A 24,179-nucleotide genomic window follows, 5' to 3' on the forward strand; every position below is an offset into this window, starting at 1 on the left:
CGGCCGCGCTGACCGTCGGGTGCGTGCCGCGCCGGCGTCACGCCGGTTGCCTCATCACAGGCCAAACACCGCCAGCGCGGCCCGCTCGCCCAGTTCCTTGACGTGCGGGGCGACCAACTCGCGGTTCTTTTCCGGCACCACGGCACTCGCAGCCGACGCCGGCGTCGCTTCCGCGGACTTCCCCTCTGCGATGCTGCGCAGCGCATTGGCGACACTGAGGTCCACGGGCAGTCCCGAGGCTTCGTAAATCCGCTGGCGCGTCCACTCATATTCCGCGAGGGAGAAGTCATTCTGGTTCAGCGCGTCGACCTGCATGCGTTTCGCTTCCACGATCAGCCCGGCAAGATCCTTATACGCGTTGGTCAGCTCTGAGAGAGAAGGCCTGCGGTCCGAGCCCGGCGGCGGTGACAGCGTGCGATGCTTGGCCTCGAGCTCATCCAAGCGAGTGCCGAGTTTGGATTGAATCGCCTGCTGGGTGCGCAGAAACCGCTCGACGCCGGACGCCGACAGTACGTTGTCGGCAGGCGCGTTGAACGCCGCCGTCTTCTTCACCTGCTGGTTCAACTGCGAAATCTCTTTGAGCTTCGCAAACTCCGCGACGTACACCTTGGCCGGACGCCAGACAAAGAAGTACGCGCCCACCGCCCCGCCGATGGCGAGCACGACCACGACGACCAGGCAACCGATCACAGCTTTCATAGCCGCGGGACGTTGATCCAAGCCGGCGCTTGTGACGAGGAGATACGCCACCGTCGAACTTCGTCTTCACGCCCAGCGACGGCCGTCGAGCGCAGCAGAAGTGCAGTGCCACCGGTTTTTCTTTCCACCGACGATGCCCGCACCACTGTTGCCACCGTGTCCACCTCGCCCCTGACGCACGCCCAATCCCTTTCACTGCCCGACGGCGGCCGGTTTCCCCTTGTGGGCCTCGGCACCTGGAAACTGCCGAAACCGCAGGCACCGGCACTGGTGCAGGCGGCCATCCGCGCCGGGTATCGCCACCTCGACTGCGCGTGCGACTATGGCAACGAGCCCGAGGTGGGAGCCGGCATCGCTGCCGCCCTTCGCGATGGCGCCTGCCGGCGCGACGAGCTTTGGGTCACCTCGAAACTCTGGAATACGTATCACGAACCCAAGCACGTGCGCGCGGCCTGCGAACGCTCATTGCGCGACCTCAAGCTCGACGTTCTCGATCTCTACCTCGTCCACTTTCCCATTGCGCTGGCGTACGTGCCCTTCGACGTACGTTACCCGCCGGAGTGGTTTTTCGATCCGAACGCGGCCAAGCCGGCCATGAAGCCGATCAACGTACCGTACGCCGACACCTGGGGCGCAATGGAAGAGCTTCAGCGCGCCGGGCTCGTGAAGCGGATCGGCGTCTGCAATCTCAACATTTCGATGCTGCGCGATCTGCTCGCAGGCTGCTCGATTCGTCCCGCGGTCCACCAGCTCGAATTGCACCCGTACCTGACCCAGGTCCGTCAGCTTCGCTACTGCCAGCAGGAGCAGATCGCCGTCTCGGCGTTTTCCCCGCTGGGCGCGCCCTCCTATCTTCCGCTCGGCATGGCGCAGGCCGCCGAATCGGTGCTCACGGATCCGGTCGTGACCTCCATGGCCGCCGCGCACGGCAGAACGCCCGGGCAGATTGTGCTGCGTTGGGGCGTGCAACGCGGGTGCACCGTGCTGCCCAAGACCCAGTCGCCCGCCCGCCTCGCCGAGAATCTGGCGCTCTTCGATTTCGCGCTGAGCGCGGGTGAGATGGCCGCCATCGACGGACTGGATCGTCACCGGCGCTTCAACGATCCCGGTCACTTCTGCGAGAAGGCATTCAACACCTTCTTTCCTATTTTCGACTGAGCAAGGCGCCCGGCCGTTCCCGGCCCGAGGCGCGCAAAAAAAATCGCCGGCGAAAATCGCCGGCGATGATCGCGCCGGATCGGGCGCATGAGGTCAGATCCGGATCACGCTCAGGCGAGGAACTTGAACGAGCGGGCGAGGCCGCCCAAACCGATGAGGCCCGCACCAAACAGAATCAGCGAGTTTCCGCCGTCCGGCACGGCTACGTTCTGCGCGACGTTGTTCGATTGAAACGAAAACGCCCCGCTGGTCGGCGAACCATCGGCCGAGTTGATGCCATACGACCACAGCCCCGGCGTTGCATCGAGAGCCGGATTGTTCGAACGCAGGGTCCCGGCTCCATTCACAAACAGGTTCGTGGGTGTCTGGATGACCGACGTGATCGCGCCGAGATCGAACGAGTAATTGAAGCCCGTACCGATGGGAGCGAGTGTGTCGGTCACGGACCAAAACGTGGCGATGGACTGTGCACCGACGGCCACGATGAACGGCTTGTAGGTGACGAAGTCACCGACCAGCGCAGCGGGGTACGCGCCCTCGATCGCGGTGACGAGTCCGTTCGAGGAACCACCGACGCTCGAGACTGCGCCGAGCATGTTCGGGGTCAGGACCACGGAGCCGGTTTGGATGTTGATCTGACCGGTGATGGGAACGGCCTGCGCCGCGAGCGCGAGACTGCCGAGAAGGATCGGCACGAGTTTGGTGAGCGAAGGGTACATGGATGTCCTGGATCTGTGGTGGAGGATGAAAGGCCCCACAAAGCGTGGGGCGTCTCCGCCACCATAGAGGATCCACATCACGACCAGTATGGGGCCAAGACCTACTTCGCTCACCGCCACTCGAGTCCGAGGCGGAGACGATCCTTTCGCGCCCCCCAAAAAAAACGCCTGCGCCGGCGAACCGGTGCAGGCGTTTCGAAAAGAGCGGAAACCCGGACTACTTGACCGCGGCGGCGGCCGTGACGAGTTCCACGAAGCTGCGGGCCTCGAGCGCGGCGCCGCCAATCAGGCCGCCGTCGATATCCTTCTGCGCGAGCAGTTCGGGGGCGTTGGCCGGCTTCATCGAGCCGCCGTAGAGGATTCGCACCTTCTGCGCCACCGGCTCGGAGAACAGCTTCGTCAGCAAACCGCGGATGAACGCGTGGACTTCCTGCGCCTGCTCGGTCGTGGCCACCTTGCCGGTGCCAATCGCCCAGACCGGCTCGTAGGCCACGATGACCGAGGCCGCCTGATCGCGATTCACGCCTTCGAGACCGCGCTCGACCTGCGTCTGCACGACCTTGAGCGTCGCGCCGGATTCGCGCTCCGCGAGCGTCTCGCCCACGCAGAAGATTGGGCGCAGCTGGTTCTTCAGCGCCGCGAGCACCTTCTTGTTCACGAACTCGTCCGTATCCCCAAAGAAGGTACGGCGCTCGCTGTGCCCAAGGATGACGTGCGTCGCGAAGATCGCGCGCAGCATCGGTGCCGAAACCTCGCCGGTGAAGGCGCCGCTCGCCTCGTGGTGCATGTTCTGCGCACCGAGACGAACGTTGGAGCCCTCGAGCGCCTTGCCCACGGATTCAATGGCGGTGAACGGAGGACACACGACGACGTCGACCTCCGCTTGTTTGCCGATGGCGACGACGAGGTCGCGCGCCAACGCGACGCCGTCAGCCGACGTCTTGTTCATCTTCCAATTGCCAGCGATGAGTTTTTTGCGGGAGGACATGTTGATGAAGGACTGAGGATCAGGATTCGAGGAACACGACGCCCGGGAGCGCCTTGCCTTCGAGGAACTCGAGGCTCGCGCCGCCGCCGGTCGAGCAGTGCGTGACCTTGTCGGCGACCTTGAACTTCTTCGCCGCCGTGGCCGTGTCGCCGCCGCCCACCACCGTGGTGGCGCCGGAGGCCGTCGCCTTCGCGATCGCGTCCGCCATCGCCTTGGTGGAACCGGCGAACTTTTCGAACTCGAATACGCCGGACGGTCCGTTCCAGACCACGGTCTTCGCGCGGCCGATGGCCTGCTGGTAGAGTTCGATCGACTTGGGTCCGCCATCGAGTCCCATCCAGCCGGCCGGGATCCCCTCCTTGTCGGACACGACCTTCGTGTTCGCATTGGGGTCGAATTTGTCGGCGATGACGAAATCAACCGGGAGCGTGATCTTCACGCCCTTGGCCGCGGCTTTGGCGAAGAGTTCCTTGGCGATCTTGGCCCCCTCAGCATCGAAGAGACTGTCGCCAATCGTCATGCCCTCGAGTTCCTTCTTGAAGGTAAAGGCCATGCCGCCGCCGATGATAATCTCGTTCGCCTTCTCGAGGAGATTGTTGATGAGCGGAATCTTGTCCGCGATTTTCGCGCCGCCGAGGATGGCGAGGAGCGGACGCTGCGGCGTCTCGAGCACCTTGGTGAAGGCATTGAGCTCCGCTTCCATCAGGAAACCGGCCGCCTTGTCCTTCAACGCCACGCCGACAATCGACGAGTGGCCGCGATGCGCGGTGCCGAAGGCGTCGTTGACGTAGACATCGCCGAGTTTCGTGAGCGAGGCGCGGAAGGCCTCGACGGCCTTCGGATCCGCCTTCTTCGAGGTGCCGTCCTCGAGCTTCACCTTGCCCTCCTCCTCGATGTGGTAGCGCAGGTTTTCGAGGAGCACCACCTCGCCCGCCTTGAGTTTGCCCGGAGCGCAGGCGGCCTCGATGGCAGGACCGACGCAGTCGTCGAGGAACGTGACCTTCCGGCCCAGGAGTTTTTCCAGCTCCGCCGCGATCGGCTTGAGCGAGAATTTCGCGATCTTCTGCCCGTCGGGGCGGCCGAGATGCGACATGAGGACGACCGCAGCACCCTGCTCGAGGGCGTACTTGATCGTCGGCAGTGCGGCGGCGATGCGCTGGTTGTTCGTGATGGCACCGGTGGCCTTGTCCTGCGGGACGTTGAAATCGACGCGCATCAACACGCGTTTTCCGCTCAGCGACAGGTCACGAATGGTTTTGAACTTAGGCATGGGTCAAATCTCCAAAAATAAAATTGCCCACGGCACACGCGGATTACACGGAAGGTTTTCTTTTCCGTGTGGTCCGTGTGTGCCGTGGGCGAAAAAACGAGGCGTTAGATCTGCGCGGCGATCTTCTTGGTGAGGTCGACCACGCGATTGGAATAACCCCACTCGTTGTCGTACCACGACACGAGCTTGAAGAACTTCGAGTTCAGCTCGACGCCGGAACCGGCATCGAAGATCGAGGAGTGCTTGTCGTGAATGAAGTCGCTCGAAACCACTTCGTCGCTCGTGTAGGCAAGGATGCCCTTCAGGTAGGTCTCGCTCGCCTTCTTCATGGCGGCGCAGATTTCCTTGTAGGACGTTTCCTTGACGGTGCGGACCGTGAGATCGACGACCGAGACGGTCGGAACCGGAACGCGGAACGCCATGCCGGTGAGCTTGCCCTTCACTTCCGGAATCACGAGCGCGGTGGCCTTGGCCGCGCCGGTCGTCGACGGAATGATGTTCTGGGCGGCGGTACGACCACCCTTCCAGTCCTTCTTCGACGGACCATCGACCGTCTTCTGCGTCGCCGTGTAGGCGTGCACGGTGGTCATCAGGCCCTCTTCGATGCCGAAGCCTTCCTTGAGGAGAACGTGCACGACCGGAGCGAGACAGTTCGTGGTGCAGGAGGCGTTGGAGATGATGCTGTGCTGGGCGACGTTCAGCTTGTCGTCATTCACGCCCATCACGACGGTGATGTCCTCACCCTTGGCCGGAGCCGAGATAATCACCTTCTTCGCGCCGGCGGCGAGATGGCCCTTGGCCTTTTCCGCGTCGGTGAAGAGGCCGGTGGACTCGATCACGAGCTGGACACCAAGCTTGCCCCACGGGAGTTCCGCGGGCGTCTTGGCGCTCACCACGAGAATTTCCTTCCCGTTCACGATCAAAACGTCGTCCTCGAGCTTGTCGGGCGTCGACTTCTTGGAGCCCACCGTGCCGTTGAAACGGCCCTGGGTGGAGTCATACTTCAGCAGGTAAGCCAGGTTGTCGGCAGGGACGATATCGCCCACGGCAACAACATCGAGCGTCTCGCCGAGCAGACCCTGCTCAACTAGCGCGCGAAATACGAGGCGCCCGATACGGCCAAAACCATTGATTGCGACTTTAACTGCCATGGTGGAACTCCGGTAGGTTCAGTGTTGTAGTGCTGATTAGAGATGTACCCGCGTAAACGCGGACTGTTCAAGCAAGCGGGGCCCGAGGACGGATGCAAGGGTTTTGGCGGCACACCGGTGCAGGAGAATGCGGCATACAGAATCGATCACCCTTCGTGCACCCAAAGTCCGCAACTCAGCGACGGCACCCAGAGCTGCGACTCGACCGGTTTTTTCGCGCCATGCGCATTTGAAAGGTAGAAGCGATCGTGGTCGGCCAGCAGGTCCCACGCGCCGGGTTCCGTTCCCGCGACCGCGTCGCCAATGGGGATGGTGAGATCGGCCTGCGTGGGGTTGATGGCGAAAAGCAGGCGCGCTGCTCCCTGGGATAAGTCGGCATTGTACACCACGGCCAGCGCCGGCGAACCCTTCGCGTGGATGAACGCAAAGAAACCCTCCGACGGCCGCGTGAAGTGCCGCAGCAACCGCCCGTATTCGCCGCGCCGAAACGCAATCCAGTCGGCGAAGTACGCGTGCGTGCCTTGGAAACGATAAAGCCGCCGGTAATCGAGCGCGTTGAGGTCGCCGCGCTGGTAGGTGTTGTTCACGCCGTGCTTCGAGCGCAGGAAATCCTGCCCTTCCGCGATCATCGGAATGCCCAGCGACATGAACAGGATCGCCGCCATCAGGTGCGTGCGCCGGCGATCGTTGGCCGTCGGATGCGATCCGTTGTGATCCGGATTCTCCGTGATGACATCGATCCACGAGCGATCGTCGTGCGACTCCGTGTAGTTGACCGTCTGCGCAGGCCATTTGGCAAAGTACCACGGCGATCCACGCAGGAAGTATTCCATCCGCGCGGGCTCGCCGTTGCCCCGAACGTACTCGCGCACGAAATCACGGTAGCCGTCGTTCCACGAGGCCCAGCCCGTGTCGCGCAACGCCCCGGCGATGTGCCCGCGGAAACTCCACGGCTCGGCGATCAGAATCACGTTGGGCTTCGCCTGCTTCAACGCCGCCTCGATGTCCCGCAGCACCTCCACGCCGAGCAGCTCGGCGAGGTCGAACCGGAAACCGTCGACGCCGAACGCATTCAAATAATGGAGACAGCTGTCGATGATCAGCCGGCGCGTCATCGCGGACCGCGCGCGGAGATCATTGCCGCAACCGCTCCAGTTCGCGAGCGCCCCGGCGCCGTCGAGTTCGAAATAGTAGAGCTTGTCGACAAACATCAGGTGCGCCGGCACGCCGACATGGTTGAAGACCACATCAACGACGACCGCCATGCCGCGCCGGTGAAACGCCGCCACCAGCGCCTGCAGTTCGTGCACGCCCGAGGCCTTCTGCGGCTCGAGGGCATAGCTGCTCTCGGGCGCGAAGAAGTTGTTGGTCATGTAACCCCAGTGATACTCGTCGTCGGTGACGTTATCGAACTCGTGCACCGGCTGCAGCTCGACGCAGTTCACGCCGAGGTGGTGCAGGTAGAAATCGGCGCTCTCGACCCACTTTCTCAGCCCGGTGAAACCGCGACGCTCGGCCGCCCCGGCCTTTACCGGCGCATTGGTCGCGAGATCGCGCACATGCACCTCCATCATCACGAGGTCGTGCCAGGCCGGAGTCTTGAACTCACGATGGCCCCGGCCGATCCAGCCGTGATCGAGCACAATGCCCGGACCGTCCCGCCCCACCGTGGCCAGCGCATACGGATCGAGAATGCGCATCGTGGGATCGAAACCATCCGGCCCCGGTCCTTCGCGCACGCCGTCGATCGAGTACCAGTAATACCAGCCGTGCAGATTCTGATCGAGCGTGACCTCCCAGACTCCCACGTCACCCGTCGCATCGCCGCGCCGCAGAAGCGGAAACGACTGGGCCTGCTCGAGCGCCTCCGGGGTGAAGCCGGCCTCGCGCGAGACGAGCAGCGTCACGGCCCGGGCGCGCGGAGAAAAAATTCGGAACGTCGTCTCGCGGCCACGCACCCGCGCGCCCATCGGCAGGTCGGTCTTCAGCTCATAGAAAAACGGCCCCGGCACCATCGGCACCCGCTCGCCGGCACCGTAGCCCCACCCGAGCGTCCAAGGCTCTGCCAGACTCAACGGCTCCTTCAGCGCGAACGCCCACAAATGCCGCCCCGTGCGCGCCGCGTCGACCACGCGGTTGAGATTGCCGTGCTCGTCCCGCACGAGGTTCGGCGCGTCCAGCGGCGGCAGGAGCCACTGGTGCTCCCCCGTCACAAACTTGAAGCGCTGCCCCCACCCCGTGAAGTCGGCCACCGGGCCGCGCCAGATCAAGCAGCGGCCGCCATCAAGTTCAGCCGCGGCCAGCCGCCACTCCGGCTTGCCCACCGCCGCCTGCCAGCCGTTGAAGTCGCCCGCGATGAAAACGGTGTCCCGCTCCGGGTCGACCTGGCTGCCATGGTCCAACGGCAGCACGAACGCGATTTCGCCACTCGCGGCATCGACGAAGTACCCCGTGGAACGCCCGGTGGCCAGGCCCGCCGCGGGCGTCAGGCCCAGCAGTTTCGGCCCCGGCTTGCCCAGGTTGAACAACGGATTCGTCCGGCCCGCCCAATCGCGATCGAGTTCAATGAGGCCCGACGACGGCGATTCGAGCCATGCGCGGACGATGCGATGCGGTGCGGACATGTTTGAACCTGCAAGCATTTGCCGGACCGAACCAGCGACAAGCGGGAAACGTGGATAAATCTGCGCGCCCATCCTAAAGTCCGCCGCAGGCATGGGTCCGGCCCGTGCGCTCCAGTTTGACAAGTCGACGCGCACCCGCGTGGGTTTGCGCCCAACGTCATGCCTGCCCGGGAGAAAATCCTCGTCGCCATGTCCGGCGGAGTCGACAGCTCCGTCGCCGCGCTGCTGCTCAAGCAACAGGGCTGCGACCTCGTCGGCGCGTACATGAAAAACTGGATCAACGAAGACAACGTCATCGGCGAATGTCCGTGGCAGCAGGACATCGTGGACGCCCGCGCCGTCGCCGATCATCTCGGGATCGAGTTTCGCGTCGTCAATCTGATGCGCGACTATCGCGCCCGCGTCGTCGACTACCTGCTCGACGGTTACGCCCGGGGCCTGACCCCGAACCCCGACATCATGTGCAATCGCGAGATCAAGTTCGGGGTGTTTCGCGCCTGGGCGAAGGAGCAGGGATTCGATGCCGTGGCCACGGGACACTATGCGCGGCGGCTGCCGCCGGAAGATTGCGGATCGCGGACTGCGGAGTGCGGATTGCGAAATTCGGAACGTACATCGCTGCCCGTTCACGGCGCCATGGACGTAAAATCCGATCCGCACTCCGCAGTCCCCAATCCGCAATTGCTGGAAGGCGCGGACAAAAACAAGGACCAGTCCTATTTCCTCGCGCTGCTCTCCCAGGAGCAACTGCGCGACGCCCGGTTTCCCATCGGCCATCTGCCAAAACCCGAACTCCGGGCGATCGCGCGCGACGCCGGACTTCCCACCGCCGACAAGAAGGACAGCCAGGGGATCTGCTTCATCGGCGAAGTGAAGATGGCGGATTTCCTGCGCACCTACGTGCCGGATGCTCCGGGACCAATCGTTGGTGCCAGCGACGGCCGCCGGCTCGGCACTCATCGCGGCCTGCATTTCTACACGCTGGGCCAGCGCCGCGGCATCGGCGTTCCGTCCAACACCGATCACGAGGCCTACGTCGTCGTCGGAAAACGCGCCGAGGATCGCGCGCTGCTCGTCGCGTTTGATCGCCCGGACGCGCCGGGACTTTTCCAAACTGCCGTGCGCGTGCACTCCCTGAGCTGGATCAACGAGCCCGTGCGCGAAGCCCGCTCGCTCGAGGGCCGCGTGCGTTACCGCGACCCGCGCGTCCCACTTCGCTTCATCCCCGACCCGACGCTGAACGGCTGCGCTGAAATCGAGTTCGCAACCCCGCAGCGCGGACTCGCCAGCGGACAAATTCTCGCGCTCTACGACGGCGAGCGGCTCCTCGGCGGCGGCGTGTACGCCTGACGCCGCCGGTTCGCGATCATTCCTTTGGCCCGCGAATCACGCCAATCGACGCGAATGAGGCGGAGGAACGATCACACCTCTGCCCACAAGTGGGTCATGGCAGTCGACGGCACTCATTTCACCTCTGATACCAATCGCTCTTTGCCTTTGGACTTTAGCCGTGGCTACGAGCGCCAGCGAGTGGCCGAACGGCCATTCGCTGGCGCTCGTAGCCACGATCGATCCAGAAGTCCAAAAGCAAGGAGCGATTGGTATGACATTCGCGCCCATTCGCGCCATTCGCGGGAGACCGTTGCTCCCGTCATGCGAACGTCGACAACGCCAGGCTCGCCGCAAACGCGAGAAAGACCACGCCGAGCGCGCGATCGATCCAGTGGCCGTGACGCCAGAACAAACCTCGCACCTCCGCACGGGTGAAAACGATCGCGACCACGCTGAACCACGCCGTCGTCGCGAGCGCCATCCACGCGCCGTAACCGGCCTGAATCAGCTTCGGCGTCTGCGGGCTCACGACCAGGATGAAGAGCGAGATAAAGAAGAGCGTCGCCTTCGGATTCAGCGCGTTGGTCATGAAGCCCGTCACGAACGCCCCGCGCCCCGTTGCTGGTGCGGGAGCCAGGTCGGCCCCGGCCGCGGTCCCGGTTCGCGGCTTCGCGCGCAACGACTGCACGCCCAGCCACGCGATGTATCCAGCTCCCGCGTACTTGAGGACGTTGAACCAGAGCTCCGACCCGCGAATCAAAAGGCCGAGGCCAAGGAGTGAGTAGCCAACGTGAAGGAGAATCGCGCTGCCCACGCCGGCGGCGGTCCACAAGGCGGCGCGGCGTCCGCGCGTCAGGCTCTGCTTGAGGACGATCGCGAAGTCCGGGCCGGGACTGGCCACGGCGAGCGCATGGGCGACGGCGACCTTCGAGAACTCCAGCCAGAGGTCGTGCATCAAGCCGCCGCCGGGCTCACAGGGCGATTTCCTTGAAGCCGGGAGCCGAGATCATCTTTTGGAACTGGGCCGGATCGAGGAGCGTTTGGATCCGCTTCTCATTCGGAAAGCGCTTCGCCGCCTTTGCCAGCAGCGCGCGGCTCTCGTCGTGACGTCCCATCAAAGCCAATACGTTGGCCTGCCGGAGCCACAGGTCGGCGCCGGCACCCTCGCGCGCGATGTCGTCCTCGAGCGCCTTGAACGCCGACTGATACGCATCCTTCGCGCCCGAGCGGTTGCCCAGCCGCACCCGGTTCGAGGCGAGCCCGATCCAGAAATCCGCCTCTGGCGCGAGGTCGACCGCCTTGGCAAACAAGCCCTCTGCCCGGGCCCAGTCCCGCAGGTTCATCGCGAACTGTGCCTCGCTCACCAGCACCACCGCCTCCTTGCGATCCCGCTCGGTCACGGGTTTCCGTCGCGGCCCGCAGCCCGTGGCTGCGGCCAGCATCACTACGATCATTGCCATGACCCAGGTTCGCTTCGTCGTCATATCACGCTTCAAGTCCGATGCTCGGGAGTGCTCAGGTTTGAATCAGCTGCGGATGGTTCATTTCCGCGCCCCATCTCTAGGGCCGCGGCGCCCGGTTTCGAGCGGGAAAAGCACGGCCCGCGCCCACGTGTCACCCCGCCCGAGGTCCCCCCGTTTACATGTCAGGCGGCACATTGGCGATGGCTTCCTCCATCGTCGTGAGCCCTTCCTTCACCTTCAGCATGCTGTCCTGGTGCAGGGTCTTCATGCCACCGCGCATCGCGATGCGCTTCAATTCCGCGGATTCCGCCCCCTTGTTGATCGCGTCAACCAGCTCCTCGTTGGTCAGCATCAGCTCGTGAATGCCCACCCGGCCCTTGTACCCGTTGCCGCCACAACGCGGACAGCCCTTGGGCTTCGCCCGGAAAATCGGGCCGCTCCAGCCGAGCGCCTTCTCCAAAATCTCCTTCTCGCGACCCTCCGGCGTATGGGCCACACGGCACTGCTTGCACACGCGGCGCATCAGTCGCTGCGCACACACGCACAGCAGCGACGACGAGATCATGAACGTCTCGATGCCCATCTCGGTGAGCCGCGAGATGGTGGTCGGCGCGTCGTTGGTGTGCAGCGTCGACAGCAGCAAGTGACCGGTCAGCGCGGCCTCGACCGCGATGCCCGCGGTTTCCTTGTCGCGGATTTCGCCGACGAGAATCACGTCGGGGTCCTGACGCAGGAAGGCACGCAACGCGGAGGCAAACGTGAGCCCGATCTGCCGGTGCATCTGCATCTGGTTCAGCCCGGGCAGCGTGTACTCGATCGGGTCCTCAGCCGTGCGGATGACAATGTCCGGCGTGTTGATTTCATTCAACGCCGAGTAGAGCGTCATCGACTTGCCCGAACCCGTCGGTCCGCAATGCAGAATCATCCCGTAAGGCTGGCGGATGCACTCGCGATACTTGGCGAGATTCTCCTCCGAGAAACCCAGCGCGGGCAGCGGCAGCGTCGTCTTCTGCTTGTCGAGAATACGCATAACGACGCCTTCACCGTGATTGAGCGGCGCGGTCGAGACGCGCAAATCGATATCGAGACTCTTCTTCGTGTACTGCTTGAACACGATGCGTCCGTCCTGCGGCAACCGGCGCTCCGAGATGTCCAGGTTGCACATGATCTTCAGACGCGCGACGAGCGCCGGACCGACCTTCTTCGGCAACCGCAATTTTTCCTCGCAGATGCCGTCCACGCGATTGCGGACAATGATCTCCTTTTCCTGCGGCTCGATGTGAATGTCGCTCGTGCCCGAATAAAACGCGTCCTCGATCAGGCGGTTCGCCAGCTGGATGATCGGACCCGATTCCTCGCTGACCTCGTCGTCCTTGATCTCCGTCTCGGCCTCGCCGTACTCGGCGCCGATCTGCATGACGACGTCCTCGAAGCCGGCCGCGTTCTGCCCCTTGGCGAACTTCTCCTTGATGTCCTTTTCGCGCGCGAGCAGCCGGACCACGGGCTTGCCCGTCATTTCCTGAATCTTCGTCGGCAGCGTGACCTCGAAAGGATTCGCGAACGCGACCAGCAGCATGTCGCCGACCTGGCCGACCGGCAGCACGAGATTCTCCTGGCAGAATTCCTGCGGGATGCGCTCGAACGTCTTCGGGGTCACGCGATAGTGCGCGACGTTGAACGGCGCGAGGTTCAGCGCCCGCGCCTTGGCGACGAGACACTGAAACGCGCTGATCTTGAACTCCTCCTGCAACAGCTTGTCCAGGGCGTTGCCGCTGAGATCATCGGATCGCGCGGCGAGCGCCGTGCGCTGCTCGTGGTCGAGTCGCCCCATCTCCACGAGCTTGGAGACAATCTGGAGCTGTATCTTGCCCAGCGGCATGGCGTCAGGCGGCCGCGACCGTCAGTTCCTTCGGCGCCTGCGCCGGAGCAGTGGTGGCCGCGTGTTTCTCGAGGAAATCCGCGATTCCCTCCAGCGTGGTGCCAAACCAGAGAATCGGCCCGCCGAGTTCCTTCTCCCAATAGGCGCGCACCGCCGGACTCATCGAATACGCGGTGGCCACATAGGTGAACTCCTCCTCGCGATCGAACGGCACCGACCACGTCGCCCAGCACGCGCCGAGATCGAAGTGCTTCTTCACTTCCTCCGGCACATCGTATTCGCGCAGGTCCACGAGCCCGAGGCCTTCCGTCTCGACGAGATGATGCAGCACGTCGTCTTCCTTCAACACCTTCATATCGAAGGCGAGGATACCGAGGATCGTGCAGAGCCGCGGCTGATCGCCGGACACCAGCTCGATGAACTTTTCGTTCGCCGTCTCGAGGTCCTCAATCCGCACCAGATTATGCTCCACCAATTGGGCTCCGAGCAGCCGGTTGGCGCGCATGATGAGAGGGCGGATTTCTTTCGACATCGCGAGAAAACGTTTGGTCACGTACCATCAGCAAGCGACGCTTTTTCCGCGGAACGGAATCGTACCACGCGTTTTAACAGTTCTTTTTTCAATTTATCCAGGCCCTCGCCGGAGAGGCAGGATATCTCCAACACATCGACCGATTTGTAGCGTCGCTTGAACTTCGCGAGGTGCGCCGCCGCCTCCGGAATGTCCATCTTGTTGGCCACCACAAGTCGCGGCTTTTTCAACAGCTTGGGGTCGTAGAGTTCGAGCTCGTGCAGCAGGTGCTTGTAGTCCTCGCGCGGATCGCGGGCGTCGGTCGCCGCCATGTCGACCATGAAGAGCAAGAGGGCGCAGCGCTCGATGTGCCGCAGGAAACGATGGCCGAGCCCGCGGTTCTCATGCGCGCCCTCGATCAGCCCGGGCACGTCGGCGAGCAGCAGGCGTTTGTGCCCCTTCTTCTCGTCGAGATATTCAATCACGCCGATCTGCGGATGCAGCGTGGTGAACGGATACGCCGCGGTCTTCGGGCGTGCCTTGGTGATGCGGCCCGTGAGCGATGATTTGCCCGCGTTGGGGAAACCGACGAGCCCCACGTCTGCGATACTCTTCAGAATCAGCCGGTAGTTGCCCACCTCGCCCGGGTGCCCGGGGTTGGCGCGCTTCGGGGCGCGGTTGGTCGACGTCTTGAAATGCGTGTTGCCCCAGCCGCCGTTGCCGCCCTTGCAGAGCACGATCTGCTGTCCGTCCGCGATGACCTCGGCCACCGGCTTGTTGGTCGCGAGATCAATCACGATCGTGCCAAGCGGCATCTTCATGATGCACGGCTGGCCGTCCTTGCCGTGACAGTCCGCGCCCTGGCCGTGCTCGCCGCGTTCGCCCTTCCAGTGCGGCTGGTACTTGTAGTCGACGAGGTTGTTGGTGTTCACATCACCCATGAGGATGACGTCGCCACCGCGGCCTCCATCGCCGCCATTGGGCCCGCCCCACGGCTCGTATTTTTCCCGGCGGAAACTGGTACAACCTCTCCCACCGTCACCGGCAGCGAGCTTAACTGTGCATTCGTCGACGAACATCCCCTCAACCATGCAGAAGGCATGGCGTTTGCCAAGGAGCCCGATTTTGCCCCCGCGCGAAACGCCGGCGCGCAGCGCGGGCGCGCCGCCGGTGTCTGCGACCCGCCCCGTCCGCTGGGCCTACAACGCAATCTTGATGCCGCGGCGCAGGTACGTCGGCACGTCGAGATCCTGACCGTCGAACAGATTGCGGTCAGTCTTCTCGAAATGCCCGCGACTCTCCACCTCGCCGAAACCAAACTCGTCCTGCGCCGGTTTGGCCACGGTCACGATCTTCGCCTCGCCCGGGCGGGAGGAAACGGCCTCCGGCGCGACCGGATGCGCCGGCGTCGACGTCGCCGTGACGTCAATTCCATCCGCGCGCCCGCCCGCGGGAGCGATCACCGGCTTGGCCCGTGACGCCGGCATGGGCCGCCGGGACGGCACGCCGCGACCGCTCATGTCGCTGGTGCCGATCACGCACACCTCGACCCGGCCCGGCATGTCCTCGTCGATCACCGCGCCCATGATGATGTGCGAATCGCGACCGAACTGTTCGGTGATCGCCGTCATCAGCTCGTTCACTTTCGGCAGCGTGAGATCCGCGCCGCCGATGATGTTCACGAGCAGCCGGTCCGCCTTGCGCGAGAACTCCGGCGTGTGCAGCAGCGGACACATCTTCAGGCTCGCGATGGCGTCCGCGACGCCGTTTTCACCGGTGCCCTCGCCCAACCCGAACAGGGTCTTGCCGCCGCGCAGCTGAAACGCCTGACGGAGCGTGGCGAAGTCGAGATTGATCAACCCGGTCTTGAAGAGCATCGACCAGAGCGATTTCACGCCGCGGCCGATCCACTCGTCCGCCCGCGCGAACGAATCGAGCACGGTCTCGTTCTCCGCCGCTTCCTGCAGCAGCACGTCGTTGGGCAGCGGGATCACCGCGTCGCACACGCCGCGCAACGCCCGCAGGCCTTCCTCGGCCTGCTTGAGACGGCGTCCGCCTTCAAAGCTGAACGGCATCGTCACAAACGCGATCACGAGCGCGCCGGTTTCCGCGGCAATCTCCGCCACGACGGGCGACGCGCCGCTGCCGGTGCCGCCACCCATGCCGGTCACTAGAAACACCAGATCGCAGTCTTTTACGACGGCCGCAATTTTCTCGCGGTCGGCCTCGGCCGCCTCGCGCCCGAGATCCGGATCGCCGCCGGCTCCGAGCCCGCGCGTCACACCCATCCCGATCAGGACCTTGTCCTGCACCGGCGAGCTCGCGAGGGCCTGATAGTCCGTATTGATCACCGCGAGCTGCAGACGCTCGAGGTTCTCCATCTTGAGCCGATCGACCGCATTCGAGCCGGCGCCGCCGACACCCACGAGTTTGATCGCGATGTTGCGGTCCGTCAGCAGCCCGTGCTCCAGGGGAAGTTCGTTGAGATTCATGTGGTGAGGCGCGCGAGATGGGCTCAGGCGTTGGCGAAGAGGCGTTTCACACCCTTGAGGAAACCGCCGCCGCGCCGGGCCGGCGCGGCGCGTTCGGCGTGCGAGCTGACGCCGTAATACAGCAGACCGAGCGCGGTGTGATAACCGGGATCGCGCGTGTTCTCGTTCACCCACGTCGGGGCCTCACCGAGATGCGCCGGCACGCCAAACACCTTGGCGGCCGCGTCTGCGATGCCCGTGAGCTTGGCCGTGCCGCCCGTGAGGACGACGCCCGCGGCGCAGGTTTCGGGTGAAAACGAGCTGCCGAGCTTTCGTTTCACCACCTCGAGGATCTCCCACACGCGCGCCGAGGTGATCTGCTCGATCGCCTGCTGCGGAAACTGCCGGTCACCGATCGCGAAATTGCCATCGAGCCAGACCTTCTGCGCCTTGTCCTTCGTTTGCACGTTGGCGCGGCCGAAACGCAGCTTGAGCTTCTCCGCCTGACCCTCGGTGAGCCGCAGGCCGATGCTGAGATCGTTCGTGAGATGCGCGCCACCGACGGGCACCACGCCGGTCGTGTGCGGCGCGCCGTCGCGATAGAGCACAAAGTCCGTCGTGCCCGCGCCGAGATCGATCGCCAGGACGCCATGCTGGCGCTCCTCGGGCGTCGTGACCATGTGACCCGACGCCAGGCTGGAGAGCACCAGCTCGCGCACCTCGAGATTGAAGCCGCGAATCACGTGAATGTTGTCCGCCAGCCGCTGCTCCTGGCCGTGGACGTTCCAGTAGCCGACCTCGAGCCGCTGTCCGACGAGATTCTCGGGGCTGCCCGGAACGAGCCGGCCGTCGACGCGATACGGGCGGCGGATGTTGTGCACCACCATGCGGCCCGCAGGCAGTTCCTTCGATTTGGCGAGATCGCATACCGTGCGCACGTCGCCCGGATCGATCATGTTGTCCGAGGACTTCACATTCACCGACGCCTCGTTGTAGAACCCCTCGAGATGCCCGCCGGTTTGCGCGAGAAAGACGGCGTCGATCCGCTCGCCGGCTTCACGTTCCGCCTGCTCGAGCGCGCTGTGCGTCGAGTCGCTCGCCGCCTTGTAGTCGACGACCATGCCCTTGATGACGCCGCGCGATGAACATTCGCCACGGCCGATGATGGCCAGCTCGCGTCCGGTGTATTCGCCGACGAGAACGGAAATTTTCGAGGTGCCGATTTCGACGGCGCCGATGAAGGTGGTTCTAGAGCTCACGTTTGTTTTTAGACTGCGAACTGGGAAACAGGGGCTTGAGGGCGGCGGCCGCTGCGGGCGCGCGCGGATCCAAAGGGTCGGGCCGCTCGATGGTCACGGGCACTTCGCGCCCAAGCGTGAGATCGATGCTCGCCCGGATGTCGGGCTGCCGCGCCAGCCGGTCGACGATGTTGTCGAAACGCGCGAGCTGCATGAAGAAACTGCCCTTCGCGGTGAAGAGCCCCTTCGTGCCGTCCTTCGTCGTGATCTCAATTTCACGGTCGGCTTCGAGGCGGGCCAGCGAGACGCTCTGCCACTGGTGGTAGAGATGCGGCGCCGAGAACTGCGCGTCCGCCAGCAGCCGGGCCACGACCTCCATGTGCGGAATGGACTGGAACGCCGCGCCATCGCGGGCCACCACCACGCCGTCGAGCCAGGGCAGCGTCCGGAGCATCGCGACGTCGTATCCATAACCTGGAAACAGCACGCCGTCGCGCGCCACCAGCAAATCCTGCTGCACGACGCCCACCACCACCCGCACCCGGGCGATCGGCATCCGCTCCGTGACCTGCACGATCAGGCGATCGGGAAAGCGTCGGGTCAGCGTGGCGGTCATCACCTGCCGATCGGACAGCACGCGCTCGCGCAGTTTCTGCAAATCGAGTTCCAGCAGCGACACGCCCGGCGCCAGCTCCAGCGTGCGGGCGAGCCAGGTGCCATCGAGGACGCCGTCACGCATCGTCTGCAGCTCGGGCGCCTTCATCGGCACCGTTTTGGCCGACGCCGGCACGTGCTTCGCATCGTCGCGCAATGCCGAGAGGACGAGCCACGCGCCCCAGAGGAACGAGCCGAGCAGCAGCGTGAGCGCGGCCGTCCGCACGCCGGCCATCACGAGGCGCCAGCGCCCGCCGTTCGACATGGCGCGCGCTTTCACCGGCTGGGGAATCTCTCTCCAGCTGCGGGCGGCAGGGGCGTTGATGAGGGCGTGGTTCACGATCGACGAGCGGGCGAAGCCGCCTGAAAGCGCTCCAACGCGGGCGATACCAGCTCGCGCACCAGTCCCGAAAAATCCAGCCCGGCGCAGCGCGCGCTCATCGGCAGCAAGCTCGTTTCCTTCATGCCCGGGAGCGTGTTTATTTCCAGCAAATAAAGCTCGTTCTGCCCCGAGAGCATGAAGTCGACGCGCGCGTAGTCGCGGCAGCCGCACGCCGCGAACGCCGTCTCCGCCGCACGCTGCGCCGTCGCGGTCATGTCCGCGCTCAACGGCGCCGGTGCAAAATACTCCGTCATCCCCTTCGTGTACTTGCTCGTGTAGTCGTACACGCCGGACTTCGGCCGAATCTCGACCACGCCCATGGCCTTGCCGCGCAGGATGCCGATCGAGAATTCGCGACCGACGATCCGTTTTTCGATCAGCCAGCTTCCCTCCGTGATCGCCGCCAGCTTGGCAACGAGTTCGGCGCGCGTGGCGGTGAGCGCCAGTCCCACACTGCTGCCTTCGTTGTTCGGCTTGACCACCAGATTCTCACCGAGCTTCGCGATGACGTCGTCCGCCGTCGGTCGCGCCGCTGCGGTAAACGTGATCCCCGGCACCACTCCGACGCCCCGCGCGGCCACCGCCTGCTTCGTGCGCGACTTGTCCATCGTCAGCAAACTGCTGGCCGCATCGCAGCCCGCATACTGGATCCCGGCGGCATCGAGCAACCGCTGCATCCCGCCGTCCTCGCCAAACGTCCCGTGCAACGTCGAGAACACGACATGCCGCGTCCGGTCCAGGCCCGCGGGAATCGCCGCGGCGTCGACTTCAAACAGCCGGGTCGGAAACGAACGCGCCAGCGCGAGCGCGCTGGCCCGGCCTGAACCGAGCGACACTTCGCGCTCGGCAGAGGTGCCGCCGGCAAGAACGGCAATGATGGGAGTGCTCATGGAGAATTGCGGATTGCGGAATGCGGACTGCGAATCGGGAACCCGGACGAAAACGGAATAATGCGGTAAACCGGAGTCGCACCGTTCGCCCTCAATCCGAAATCCGCCGTCCGCAATCCGCGATTCACAGCACGTCCTCCCACGCTTTGCCGTACAGCAACACCTCGGGTTGCAGGTCGACGCCCTTCACCAGGCGCACGCGGGCGCGCACGCGACGCACGAGTTCAAGTACGTCGGCACCCGAAGCGCGGCCGCGATTGACGATGAAATTGGCATGCACCGGCGAGACTTCGGCGTCGCCCACGCGCTCGCCCTTCAGGCCGCACTCGTCGATCAGCCGGCCCGCCGAATTCCCCGGCGGGTTCTTGAACACACAACCGGCGCTCGGCTCGCGCGGCTGGCTCTCCTGCCGCTTCTTCCGGTAAACATCGATCTGCCGCCCGATCGCTTCCGCATCGGCCTGCGACGCCGGCCGCAGCAACGCACCCAGCGCAATCGCGTGGTGCAGTTCGGCGCAGTGCCGGTAGTCGATGTGCATCGCCGCCTTCGCCAGCGTGCTCACCTTGCCCTCCAGCGACATCACCTGCACCTCGTCGACGACATCGAACATCCAGCCGCCCATCGCACCCGCATTCATCCGCAGCGCGCCACCCACGCTGCCCGGAATGCCTTCAAGAAACTCGAAGCCCACCAGCCCCGCCTTGGTCGCGAGGCCGCACAGATTCTTCAGGCGCAGTCCCGCGCCGACGCGAACGCGACCGTCACTGCCCGGCTCAAACGTCGCCCACGCTTCGTGCGCCAGGGAAACGACGAGACCGTCGACGCCTTCGTCGGGCACGATGAGATTCGATCCGCGCCCGAGCACAAACACCTCGACGCCCCGCGCCTTCGCTTCACGCAACAGCGCCTGCAGATCCGCGACTGAGGCCGGCTCCGCATACAGCCTCGCCGCGCCCCCGACCCGAATCGTGGTCTTGCCCGCCAGCGGCTCCTCCCGCTTGAGCCGCGTCGCTGCGCTCAACCGGCCCTGCAGCGCGGCACGCAACTCGTCCCACCGCCCAGCCGCCGCGCGCTCCGCTCGCCGCGCCGCCAGCCACTCGCGGGCGCGTCGATCGACATCGCCCGCGCCCACAAACGCCACCACATCGCCGGACTGCACCGCACGGGACAGCGCGCGGAAAAAACCCGTGTCCTCCGCAGGAAAGTAACCAACCGACAGCGCGGGCGCGTTCTTCTTCAGCTCGGCGTAGATGTCAGCCGACGTCCCGCCCGCCTTCGGACTCTCCCCCGCCGCGTAGACATCGAGCAGGTGCACGTCGTCGGCCGCCGCCAGCGCCGCGGCAAACTCCGCCTTGAACTGCGCAGTCCGACTGTAGCGATGCGGCTGAAACACCACGCGCAACTGGCCGCCGGCACCCAATCGACGCCGCAGGCTCGCGAGCAACGCTCGAATTTCCGCCGGATGATGCGCGTAATCCTCCAGCACCGTGATGCCGCCCGCATCGTCGAGCACCGTCTGCCGGCGTCGCACGCCGGGAAACGCCGTCAAGGCATTCGCTGCAATGTCTGCGCACATCAAGCGCGCCGCCGCCAAAGCTGCCGTGGCATTCGCGGCGTTGAAGTCACCTCGCGCGCGCACAATGGCGTCACCGCTGGGAAAACGTCCACCCAGCCGCAGCGTCATCCGTTCACCGGTCTCGGCCGTCACCTCGGCGCGAAACTCACCCGATCGCCCGAAGGTGATCACGCCCGCGGCTCGCGCCGCCGCGACGCGCGCGGACATCGCGCAGGCATCGCTGACGAGCACCGCACCACGCGTCCGCGCAAACAACGCACCGAATGCCGCCTCGAGATCCGCGGCCTGCCGGTAGAAATCAGGATGATCCCAGTCGAGATTCACCGCCACGGTGATCTCCGGTTTGAATCCGTCGATCGTGCCATCACTCTCGTCGATCTCCGCCACGACCCAGTCGTTGGAGCCCGCGCGCGCGGGCGGCGTGTCGTCGGCGAACAGCCCGCCGAGCACGTATCCAGCCGGGAAGTGCGCGTGGCGCAGCGCCGACACCAGCATCGCCGTCGTGGTCGTCTTGCCGTGCGATCCGCACACGGCGACCAGTTTTCGATCCTGAAGAATCTCGGCCAGCAACTCCCCGCGCCGGACCACCGGTAGCCCGCGGGCGACGGCCGCGCGACACGCCGGATGACCCCGCGCAATCGCGCTCGAGCCCACGACCAAATCGCAGTCGGCACCAACGGGGCCGATCTCCACCTTTTCCCGCCGCAGCACGGTTTCCATGTCCGCGGTCAACGCGTCGTCCTCGCCGGTGACCACAAACCCGCGCTGCACCAGATAGACGGCCAGCGGGCCCAGGCCCATGCCGCCCACGCCGACACAGTGGATATGTCGCACGTCGCGGCCAAACAGAAGCGGGCGTTCCATGGCTCTCATGGGCGGCTTACAACAGCACGGGCCTCCCGCCCGGCTTCGGGACATGCGGACCGGAGGCCCGCGCACCCGAGATTTGAGCCGCCATCGCTTCGAGATCAGCGATCATCGTCGCGAGGGCGTCGGCCTGATCGAGCCGCTGCAGATTCACCCGGAATTCCCGCAGCCGCGCGTCGTCGAGGATCGCCGCCATCACCGCCGCGTGGAGTTGATCGAGCCGCGACTGATCGACGACCACGCCCCCACCCTGCTCCTGGAAATAAGCCGCGTTCGCGCGCTGGTGATCGTCCGCCGCCTGCGGATACGGCACCAGCACCGCGGGCGTCTCGCAGCGGATCAATTCCGCCAGCGTGCCCGCGCCCGCCCGCGACAGCACGAGGTCCGCGGCCGACATCACTTCCGCCATGCGATCGCTGAACGGCGTGAAGACACTGCGCACGGTTTCGCCCGCACGGGACTTCAACTCGACGACGCCTTCCCGATCCTTGCCCAGCCCGGTGACGACATAAAGTTGGATGCCCTCCGCCGCGAGCGCCTGCTGGTGCGCACGCGCCCAGTCGTTGAGCGCCGAGGCGCCCTGGCTGCCGCCCAATACCACCAGCAGCCGCTGCTGCGGATCGAGCCCGAGCGCAGCCCGCGCCGCCGCGGGCGCGTGGCGCACGATCTCGCGCCGCACGGGCAGGCCGAGCGGACGTGTCACCTCGTTCCGGATACCCGGGATCGTGATGCCCGGCGGCAGATAGACGCGCCGCGCGAAACGGCCGAGGGTCCGGATCGCCCGGCCGGGGACGCGATTCGACTCGTGCAGTGCCGATGGCACGCCCGCCGCCCGCGCCGCGAGCACGAGCGGGGCCGACGTAAAGCCGCCGAAGCCGACCACGACACTCGCCTGCGTTTGCCGAATCAACCGCCGGCAAAACCGAAATGCCTTCGCCTGCGACGCCACGCACCGGAGGAGTTGCACCGGATGCCAGGCGAATCCGGTGCCAGGCATGCGCGCGAATTCAAGGTCCGGATACTTCTCACTGAGCCGTGCATCGACCTTCTTCTGGCTGATCAGCAGCTGCGTCGAGTGACCACGCGCGCGCAACCCCTCCGCGAGCGCAATGCCCGGCGAAAGGTGGCCGCCCGTGCCCCCGCAGGAGATCAGGAAACGACTCACGCCATCACCTCCCGCAGGGTCCGCACCCGCTCCGGCAGCGATGCCCGGCCCCAGGTGCGTTGCGTGTTCAGAATGATGCCGAGGAGAATGCCCATCAGCAGCAGATTCGAAAGTCCGGCACTGATGAACGGCAGCGACATGCCCTTCGTCGGCAGCACCGCCGTGACCACGCCGAGATTGATGATCGCCTGCAGGCACACCAGGAGCACGCAGCCGAGCACGAGAAGAAAATGGAACAGATTCGGCGCCCGCCGGAGATGCACGAGGCCTGCAATCAGCATGACGGTGAAGGTCAGCACGACGCCCATCGTGAAGATGAGCCCGAGTTCCTCGCCCACCACCGAGAAGATGTAGTCCGTGTGCGCCTCGGGCAGGTAACTGAGTTGCTGCCGGCCCTGACCGAGACCGGCACCATCGACGCCACCGGCGGCGAACGCCGCGAGTCCCTGCCGGAGCTGGTACGATTTCTCCTCGCTCAGGAACTCCGTCATGCGGCGCAGGCGGTTGGGGTTGTTCATGACCGCGACGCTGAAAAGGCCGCCCACGAGCGCGAGCGTCGGCAGGATGTAACGCCACTTCGCCCCGGCGAGAAAGAGCAGCACAAGTCCGACGGCGACCATCAACGCCGCGACGCCGAAATCCGGCTCCAGAATCGTCAGACCCGCGAACGCGCCGATCAATCCGAGCGGGTAAAGGAAGCCCCGTTTAATCTCGCCGATCCGCGTCTGGTTCAGCGCCAGGTAATGTGCCAGACAGAAGACGAGGCCGAGCTTGGCGAACTCCGAAACCTGCAACCGGAGCGAACCGTAGCCGAGCCAGCGCCGGCTGCCATTCACGTTGATGCCCACGACCAGCACCAGCGCGAGGCCGACCACGCACGCGCCGGCGATCCACCACGCGTAGCGCCGGAGATAGTCGAGGTTCAGCCGGCTGGTGACGAAGCACAGCACCGCGGCCGCTACGACGCCGATCAGCTGTTTGTTGAGATAGAAATACGGGCCCTTCTTGAACCACGCGCTCGCGCTGAACAGGATCGTCAGCCCGAGAAACGTCAGTCCGATCGCGCACACGACGATGATCGTCGCGGGATTGACGAATGAATGGCCGTGGGCCGGTTCATCGGAGCGGGCACGCATGGGGTT

Annotated in this window: 20 protein-coding genes; 2 read left to right on the forward strand and 18 right to left on the reverse strand. The window is 65.0% G+C overall.

Annotated elements, in window-relative coordinates; translation table 11 throughout:
- Positions 1 to 54: 54 nt before the first annotated feature.
- Positions 55 to 699, reverse strand: coding sequence for a hypothetical protein (locus ACLJEU_RS20455; protein WP_414663214.1), 645 nt, complete (start codon positions 697 to 699; stop codon positions 55 to 57).
- Between the two features lie 195 nt (positions 700 to 894).
- Between ACLJEU_RS20455 and ACLJEU_RS20460 the strand changes: the two genes are divergently transcribed.
- The gene (locus tag ACLJEU_RS20460) at positions 895 to 1,857 is read left to right on the forward strand and encodes an aldo/keto reductase (RefSeq protein ID WP_414663347.1); all 963 of its coding nucleotides are present in this window, start codon (positions 895 to 897) and stop codon (positions 1,855 to 1,857) included.
- Positions 1,858 to 1,967: 110 nt separating this feature from the next.
- On the opposite strand, the gene ACLJEU_RS20465 is transcribed toward ACLJEU_RS20460, so the two are convergent.
- The 5 genes from ACLJEU_RS20465 to ACLJEU_RS20485 form a co-directional block, all read right to left on the reverse strand.
- On the reverse strand, positions 1,968 to 2,576 hold the full coding sequence (locus ACLJEU_RS20465; RefSeq protein ID WP_414663215.1) for a hypothetical protein: 609 nt from the start codon (positions 2,574 to 2,576) through the stop codon (positions 1,968 to 1,970).
- Positions 2,577 to 2,793: 217 nt separating this feature from the next.
- Positions 2,794 to 3,564, reverse strand: a complete 771-nt coding sequence (gene tpiA, locus ACLJEU_RS20470; RefSeq protein ID WP_414663216.1) for a triose-phosphate isomerase — start codon at positions 3,562 to 3,564, stop codon at positions 2,794 to 2,796.
- Between the two features lie 19 nt (positions 3,565 to 3,583).
- Positions 3,584 to 4,834 (reverse strand): phosphoglycerate kinase, encoded by a 1,251-nt coding sequence (gene pgk, locus ACLJEU_RS20475; RefSeq protein WP_414663217.1) that lies wholly within the window; start codon positions 4,832 to 4,834, stop codon positions 3,584 to 3,586.
- Between the two features lie 104 nt (positions 4,835 to 4,938).
- Positions 4,939 to 5,985, reverse strand: coding sequence for a type I glyceraldehyde-3-phosphate dehydrogenase (gene gap, locus ACLJEU_RS20480; protein WP_414663218.1), 1,047 nt, complete (start codon positions 5,983 to 5,985; stop codon positions 4,939 to 4,941).
- A 146-nt stretch (positions 5,986 to 6,131) separates the two neighbouring features.
- Positions 6,132 to 8,609, reverse strand: coding sequence for an alpha-amylase family glycosyl hydrolase (locus ACLJEU_RS20485; protein ID WP_414663219.1), 2,478 nt, complete (start codon positions 8,607 to 8,609; stop codon positions 6,132 to 6,134).
- Between the two features lie 159 nt (positions 8,610 to 8,768).
- Here ACLJEU_RS20485 and ACLJEU_RS20490 point away from each other — a divergent pair, with 159 nt between their 5' ends.
- On the forward strand, positions 8,769 to 9,959 hold the full coding sequence (locus tag ACLJEU_RS20490; protein ID WP_414663220.1) for an MnmA/TRMU family protein: 1,191 nt from the start codon (positions 8,769 to 8,771) through the stop codon (positions 9,957 to 9,959).
- Between the two features lie 301 nt (positions 9,960 to 10,260).
- On the opposite strand, the gene ACLJEU_RS20495 is transcribed toward ACLJEU_RS20490, so the two are convergent.
- The 12 genes from ACLJEU_RS20495 to ACLJEU_RS20550 all read right to left on the reverse strand — a co-directional run bounded on the left by ACLJEU_RS20495 (position 10,261) and on the right by ACLJEU_RS20550 (position 24,173).
- Positions 10,261 to 10,896 carry a LysE family translocator gene (locus tag ACLJEU_RS20495; RefSeq protein WP_414663221.1) on the reverse strand — a complete coding sequence of 212 codons (636 nt, stop codon included), beginning with the start codon at positions 10,894 to 10,896 and terminating at the stop codon, positions 10,261 to 10,263.
- Between the two features lie 16 nt (positions 10,897 to 10,912).
- Positions 10,913 to 11,401, reverse strand: a complete 489-nt coding sequence (locus ACLJEU_RS20500) for a tetratricopeptide repeat protein (protein WP_414663222.1) — start codon at positions 11,399 to 11,401, stop codon at positions 10,913 to 10,915.
- A 178-nt stretch (positions 11,402 to 11,579) separates the two neighbouring features.
- Positions 11,580 to 13,283, reverse strand: a complete 1,704-nt coding sequence (locus ACLJEU_RS20505) for a GspE/PulE family protein (protein ID WP_414663223.1) — start codon at positions 13,281 to 13,283, stop codon at positions 11,580 to 11,582.
- 4 nt (positions 13,284 to 13,287) lie between these two features.
- Positions 13,288 to 13,815, reverse strand: a complete 528-nt coding sequence (locus ACLJEU_RS20510) for a GspE/PulE family protein (RefSeq protein ID WP_414663224.1) — start codon at positions 13,813 to 13,815, stop codon at positions 13,288 to 13,290.
- Positions 13,816 to 13,832: 17 nt separating this feature from the next.
- Positions 13,833 to 14,873: a GTPase ObgE gene (gene obgE / locus ACLJEU_RS20515; protein ID WP_414663348.1), complete on the reverse strand. Its 1,041-nt coding sequence runs from the start codon at positions 14,871 to 14,873 to the stop codon at positions 13,833 to 13,835.
- A 120-nt stretch (positions 14,874 to 14,993) separates the two neighbouring features.
- Positions 14,994 to 16,286, reverse strand: coding sequence for a cell division protein FtsZ (ftsZ, locus tag ACLJEU_RS20520; protein ID WP_414663225.1), 1,293 nt, complete (start codon positions 16,284 to 16,286; stop codon positions 14,994 to 14,996).
- 23 nt (positions 16,287 to 16,309) lie between these two features.
- On the reverse strand, positions 16,310 to 17,524 hold the full coding sequence (gene ftsA, locus ACLJEU_RS20525) for a cell division protein FtsA (protein ID WP_414663226.1): 1,215 nt from the start codon (positions 17,522 to 17,524) through the stop codon (positions 16,310 to 16,312).
- Positions 17,514 to 18,497 carry a cell division protein FtsQ/DivIB gene (locus ACLJEU_RS20530; protein WP_414663227.1) on the reverse strand — a complete coding sequence of 328 codons (984 nt, stop codon included), beginning with the start codon at positions 18,495 to 18,497 and terminating at the stop codon, positions 17,514 to 17,516. The genes ftsA and ACLJEU_RS20530 overlap by 11 nt, the downstream gene beginning before the upstream one ends.
- On the reverse strand, positions 18,494 to 19,429 hold the full coding sequence (locus ACLJEU_RS20535) for a D-alanine--D-alanine ligase family protein (RefSeq protein ID WP_414663228.1): 936 nt from the start codon (positions 19,427 to 19,429) through the stop codon (positions 18,494 to 18,496). The genes ACLJEU_RS20530 and ACLJEU_RS20535 overlap by 4 nt, the downstream gene beginning before the upstream one ends.
- A gap of 124 nt (positions 19,430 to 19,553) precedes the next feature.
- The gene (gene murB / locus ACLJEU_RS20540) at positions 19,554 to 21,869 is read right to left on the reverse strand and encodes a UDP-N-acetylmuramate dehydrogenase (RefSeq protein WP_414663229.1); all 2,316 of its coding nucleotides are present in this window, start codon (positions 21,867 to 21,869) and stop codon (positions 19,554 to 19,556) included.
- A 16-nt stretch (positions 21,870 to 21,885) separates the two neighbouring features.
- Positions 21,886 to 23,037, reverse strand: coding sequence for a UDP-N-acetylglucosamine--N-acetylmuramyl-(pentapeptide) pyrophosphoryl-undecaprenol N-acetylglucosamine transferase (locus tag ACLJEU_RS20545; RefSeq protein ID WP_414663230.1), 1,152 nt, complete (start codon positions 23,035 to 23,037; stop codon positions 21,886 to 21,888).
- Positions 23,034 to 24,173, reverse strand: coding sequence for an FtsW/RodA/SpoVE family cell cycle protein (locus ACLJEU_RS20550; protein WP_414663231.1), 1,140 nt, complete (start codon positions 24,171 to 24,173; stop codon positions 23,034 to 23,036). Before ACLJEU_RS20550 ends, ACLJEU_RS20545 begins: the two co-directional genes overlap by 4 nt.
- Between the last annotated feature and the right edge of the window lie 6 nt (positions 24,174 to 24,179).

The organism is Terrisphaera buseokensis, assembly GCF_047521145.2.
Taxonomy (GTDB): Bacteria; Verrucomicrobiota; Verrucomicrobiia; order Opitutales; family Opitutaceae; genus ER46.

Bases quoted from the DNA above. Each gene is read 5' to 3' on its own strand.
- obgE (WP_414663348.1), bottom strand. From the start codon at position 14,873: ATGTTCGTCGACGAATGCACAGTTAAGCTCGCTGCCGGTGACGGTGGG.
- ACLJEU_RS20495 (WP_414663221.1), bottom strand. From the start codon at position 10,896: ATGCACGACCTCTGGCTGGAGTTCTCGAAGGTCGCCGTCGCCCATGCG.
- ACLJEU_RS20485 (WP_414663219.1), bottom strand. From the start codon at position 8,609: ATGTCCGCACCGCATCGCATCGTCCGCGCATGGCTCGAATCGCCGTCG.
- ACLJEU_RS20510 (WP_414663224.1), bottom strand. From the start codon at position 13,815: ATGTCGAAAGAAATCCGCCCTCTCATCATGCGCGCCAACCGGCTGCTC.
- gap (WP_414663218.1), bottom strand. From the start codon at position 5,985: ATGGCAGTTAAAGTCGCAATCAATGGTTTTGGCCGTATCGGGCGCCTC.
- ACLJEU_RS20535 (WP_414663228.1), bottom strand. From the start codon at position 19,429: ATGAGCACTCCCATCATTGCCGTTCTTGCCGGCGGCACCTCTGCCGAG.
- ACLJEU_RS20550 (WP_414663231.1), bottom strand. From the start codon at position 24,173: ATGCGTGCCCGCTCCGATGAACCGGCCCACGGCCATTCATTCGTCAAT.
- pgk (WP_414663217.1), bottom strand. From the start codon at position 4,834: ATGCCTAAGTTCAAAACCATTCGTGACCTGTCGCTGAGCGGAAAACGC.
- ACLJEU_RS20490 (WP_414663220.1), top strand. From the start codon at position 8,769: ATGCCTGCCCGGGAGAAAATCCTCGTCGCCATGTCCGGCGGAGTCGAC.
- tpiA (WP_414663216.1), bottom strand. From the start codon at position 3,564: ATGTCCTCCCGCAAAAAACTCATCGCTGGCAATTGGAAGATGAACAAG.
- murB (WP_414663229.1), bottom strand. From the start codon at position 21,869: ATGGAACGCCCGCTTCTGTTTGGCCGCGACGTGCGACATATCCACTGT.
- ACLJEU_RS20505 (WP_414663223.1), bottom strand. From the start codon at position 13,283: ATGCCGCTGGGCAAGATACAGCTCCAGATTGTCTCCAAGCTCGTGGAG.
- ACLJEU_RS20455 (WP_414663214.1), bottom strand. From the start codon at position 699: ATGAAAGCTGTGATCGGTTGCCTGGTCGTCGTGGTCGTGCTCGCCATC.
- ACLJEU_RS20500 (WP_414663222.1), bottom strand. From the start codon at position 11,401: ATGGCAATGATCGTAGTGATGCTGGCCGCAGCCACGGGCTGCGGGCCG.
- ftsZ (WP_414663225.1), bottom strand. From the start codon at position 16,286: ATGAATCTCAACGAACTTCCCCTGGAGCACGGGCTGCTGACGGACCGC.
- ACLJEU_RS20465 (WP_414663215.1), bottom strand. From the start codon at position 2,576: ATGTACCCTTCGCTCACCAAACTCGTGCCGATCCTTCTCGGCAGTCTC.